This window comes from Streptococcus sp. WM07 (assembly GCF_004570525.1).
Lineage (GTDB): Bacteria > Bacillota > Bacilli > Lactobacillales > Streptococcaceae > Streptococcus.
This window is the reverse complement of the sequence record NZ_SPPZ01000311.1, coordinates 1-313: the sequence shown is the minus strand read 5'-3', so window position 1 is coordinate 313 and position 313 is coordinate 1. Positions and strand designations below refer to the sequence as shown.

Below are 313 nucleotides of genomic sequence, written 5' to 3'. Positions count from 1 at the left end.
TTATCTCCTGGTGTGGTTGTATCTACTGGTTCCTCAAAGCTTACCTTAGTACCTGCTGGCAAGTCTCCTAGATTTGCAATAGATTTAGATGGATCTACTTCCTCACCTTGTTTAACGGTCTGATCTTGCGCTACTGGTGTGTTCTTATCCGCGTCGGTTGGTTCAGAAACTTTAACAGTTACTGGGACCTTATCCGTTGAACCATCTGGATACGTTACCACAGCTGTTGCTGGCTTATCTCCTGGTGTGGTTGTATCTACTGGTTCCTCAAAGCTTACCTTAGTACCTGCTGGCAAGTCTCCTAGATTTGCAA

General features: G+C 45.0%; 1 protein-coding gene. It reads right to left on the bottom strand.

The window, feature by feature from the left end:
- Positions 1 to 313, bottom strand: a 313-nt coding sequence (locus E4T71_RS09355) for a Rib/alpha-like domain-containing protein (protein WP_245165730.1), incomplete at both ends; no start/stop codon positions are given.